The 3,273-nt window shown below is 35.3% G+C and carries 4 protein-coding genes; 1 reads left to right on the forward strand and 3 read right to left on the reverse strand.

The window, feature by feature from the left end:
* From J7J01_04035 to J7J01_04045, 3 genes are all read right to left on the reverse strand, one after another.
* Positions 1-338, reverse strand: a 338-nt coding sequence (locus tag J7J01_04035; GenBank protein MCD6210052.1) for a hypothetical protein, incomplete at its 3' end; no start/stop codon positions are given.
* A 267-nt stretch (positions 339-605) separates the two neighbouring features.
* Positions 606-1,034, reverse strand: a complete 429-nt coding sequence (locus J7J01_04040) for an ISAs1 family transposase (protein MCD6210053.1) — start codon at positions 1,032-1,034, stop codon at positions 606-608.
* The gene (locus tag J7J01_04045; protein ID MCD6210054.1) at positions 1,031-2,305 is read right to left on the reverse strand and encodes an ISAs1 family transposase; all 1,275 of its coding nucleotides are present in this window, start codon (positions 2,303-2,305) and stop codon (positions 1,031-1,033) included. The genes J7J01_04040 and J7J01_04045 overlap by 4 nt, the downstream gene beginning before the upstream one ends.
* Before the next feature lie 153 nt (positions 2,306-2,458).
* On the opposite strand from J7J01_04045, the gene J7J01_04050 reads away from it, so the two are divergent.
* Positions 2,459-3,273: right-handed parallel beta-helix repeat-containing protein (locus tag J7J01_04050; GenBank protein MCD6210055.1), on the forward strand; the 815-nt coding region annotated here is incomplete at its 3' end.

Genomic DNA, 3,273 nt, shown 5'->3' on the forward strand with positions numbered 1-3,273 from the left:
CTATACATGTTTCCTCTGAAGTTCCAAACTGAAATCGCGAACCAAATAGTAATAATTGGGACAAGAAAAGCAAAGGGTAATGCTATAAGCGAAACCTGACTTAACATAAATACAGCAATAACAAATTTTGATATTGCAAAAAAACATAAAATCAAAAAGAGCACAAGATTTAGATTTTTATATTTGATTCTATCTTCATAATTTGGAACCATAGCTATATATTTAATTAGGTCTGATTTGAATTTTACTTTTGATATGAGCTCATTAAAGATTTCTTGTTTAGATTGCCCTTTTTCCAATTTTTGGGAAATGATTTTCAAAGCCTCTTTTTGATTCACCTCTCCAATACTCCTCTATGCTGAACTATATATTCTACTGCCTAAAAGGATATTACTATCCCTCATAATTTCTGTCAAGGAAACTTTTAATCAACCCCAGGGATACGGCAAAGTAGTTTAATTAGAATAGATAAAGAGCTAATTTTTGTAGCACAAAAGGTTTTTTAAATAAAAAAAGATAATTAAAAGATTAAAAAAGCAAAGTTAAACACTATTTCAACATACTACCCCTGTAGCATTAAGTAGAAAGAATTTTGAATAATTAATTTAAATTCCTATAACTTTTAAGGCGTCTTCAATATGCATCATAAAATATCTAATCCCCTCAGGCACATATCTAAATCCAAGCAGTCTAAGGATGCTAATTACTAAATTCCTTAAGCTTGCCATTACCTTTGCACCATTCTTTTTGCGAATTTGACTTCTATCTTCATCAAATGTAACATCTCGCACCCAATGCAACCGATTCTCTATCTCCCAGTGAGAACGATTTAATTCTAAAAGCCTCTTAGCTGATGCCTTCTGTTTGTTAAGACTAGTAATATTATAGGCATATTCTGTAGTTATTTTGCCCTTTTGTTCTCTTATTCTCTTGACCATAAAAACCTGTTCTGCATAAGGAAAATCTATATAACCCTTAAGTTCATCACTTACCCAAATATACCTCTGCTCAATCCTGCCATGCCCTTTATCTATTTCATAATAATCAAAGGGTTTTTTTTAAAATCTAAGTCCTTTATGTCTTCTAAAAGGGTCTTCTGATTCTCTTTGACTGTAAATACATAGTCTGCCCCTTTTTCTTCTACTAAAAATTTGGCATTCTCCCTTTGACAATGCATCGCATCAGCAGTTACAACCGCCCCATTAATTTCTATATCTTTAAGTAATGGCTTAAATGCCTTAATCTCATTTGTACCTTCTCTTATCTCATTTTGTTTTATAATTATTCCTTCTTTATGCACAATCGCTGAGAGTAATTTAAGTCCTCCACCACGCAATACCTTACCATCTACCGCTAAACCTTTGCCTTTAAAACATTTTTGGCTTATTAACCAATTGCTAATCCTTCTATCAAATTCATCTGCATCAATACTGTGTATTGTCCTTCTTATAGTAGGTTCACTTGGTGGCTCATCTCTTCTAGCACCAAATCTCTTTAACGCCTCCTTTGGTAAACCCTTTGCCCATTGCCCAATTGCTAAAAAACTCCTTGCCCCACACAGCACAGCACAAACACTAATCCCTAAAACCACAACCAAAGGATGTCTTATACCCCTGGGCTTCCTTGGATCTGTTATCTTGCCTATCTCAGAAATAAGGGACTCTATAGGAAAATTCCTTAAAGCCTCCATAAAATCCCTCCTGTATAAAAGATTGAAATCATATGGCAAAAGCTCTGCCTTTAAAAGTGCTTTTGCATCCTTAAAGAGTGGATAAACAAATACCCCTTTGGGATGATTATTTGGATAATAATGCCTGTTTCGTTTAGAAAATCCCTTTGTCTTACCAAGATATATCCAATTAGCTGCCCTGTAACAGGTGCCTTTATAACCAGATAAATCCACAAAAGTCTCTACTAAAACTACGGGATGACCATAGAGGAGTTTAAAATCATTGCTTAGTCTCTTTAAATTAAGTGAAAGTATTTTTGAAGCCAGGTTTTTTATATTAATCCAGGGGAAAATTAAAAAACGCACATTATTTGCCAAAAGAAAAAGTCTCTCAAGCTTCTTTTTTTCATCCCAACCTATAAAGTCATCTCGGACTTTGCATTTTAGTGCTGCTGAACCCCAGCCCAAAAGTGCTACCCATCTATCCCTTAAAGTAGCAACATAATGAATATTTTTTCCTGGCATCCGTTTATAACCAAGATAGTGATATTTATTCATCAATTCCTTCCATAGAGAAAACTCTTCTTTTCTAATAGGCCTTATTTTTACTTCACGCAAAATATTCTTTTCACCCATTAACTTACTTATAACACAAAGGGGAGGAAAAAGCCAGAGGGTTTTGATATCTGTTAAAAAACAAATTATTTCGTGACTTTGACGTGGCCCTGCCAGACTGCTTGACAATTGTGTGATTTTGTGATAGAAAAAGTAAGCAGGAGGTGTGTTGAGATGAGAGCAAGGTTATTATCTTCGGCTTTTTTGGTGGCCTTATTGGCAACTAATGTAGTATTTGGGAAAACCTTTAATGTAACAAATCCAGATGAGTTTCAAAATGCACTTACAGAGGCTGCATCTAATAGTGAGGATGATACAATAAATGTGGCAGCAGGGAATTACGATATTACTACTACCCTTAGGTATTCTACCAACAATGGGGATAGCGGTCATACACTCACTATCCAGGGTGCTGGTACAGATAAGACAATCCTGGATGGCGGAAAAAGCGTTCAGATTATGTATATAAATACTGACACAGATAAGAATGGCGGTGATAGTGGTGGTGATAGTGGTGGTGATAGTGGTGGTGATGTGACAATAGAGGGTATGGCTTTTAATAATGGGAAACATAACATCTCTGGCGGTGGTCTTTATGTGGATGGGTATGGGGCAAATATAACAATAAAACAGTGTGCATTCTCAGGAAATTCAGCTGGTTATTATGGTGGTGGTGTATATGTATCTTTGCAATCAGGCACAACAACTATTACAAACAATACATTCTCAGGAAATTCAGCTAATTATGGTGGTGGTGTATATGTATCTTCGCACTCAGGCAGAACAACTATTACAAACAATACATTCTCAGGAAATTCAGCTAATTATGGTGGTGGTGTATATGTATCTTCGCACTCAGGCAGAACAACTATTACAAACAATACATTCTCAGGAAATTCAGCTAATTATGGTGGTGGTGTAGATGCCTACTTACGGGATGACTCAGCAATCCTAAATGTTTATAATAACATCTTGTTTGGTAACATAGC

The organism is Methanophagales archaeon (assembly GCA_021159465.1).
GTDB lineage: Archaea > Halobacteriota > Syntropharchaeia > Alkanophagales > Methanospirareceae > G60ANME1.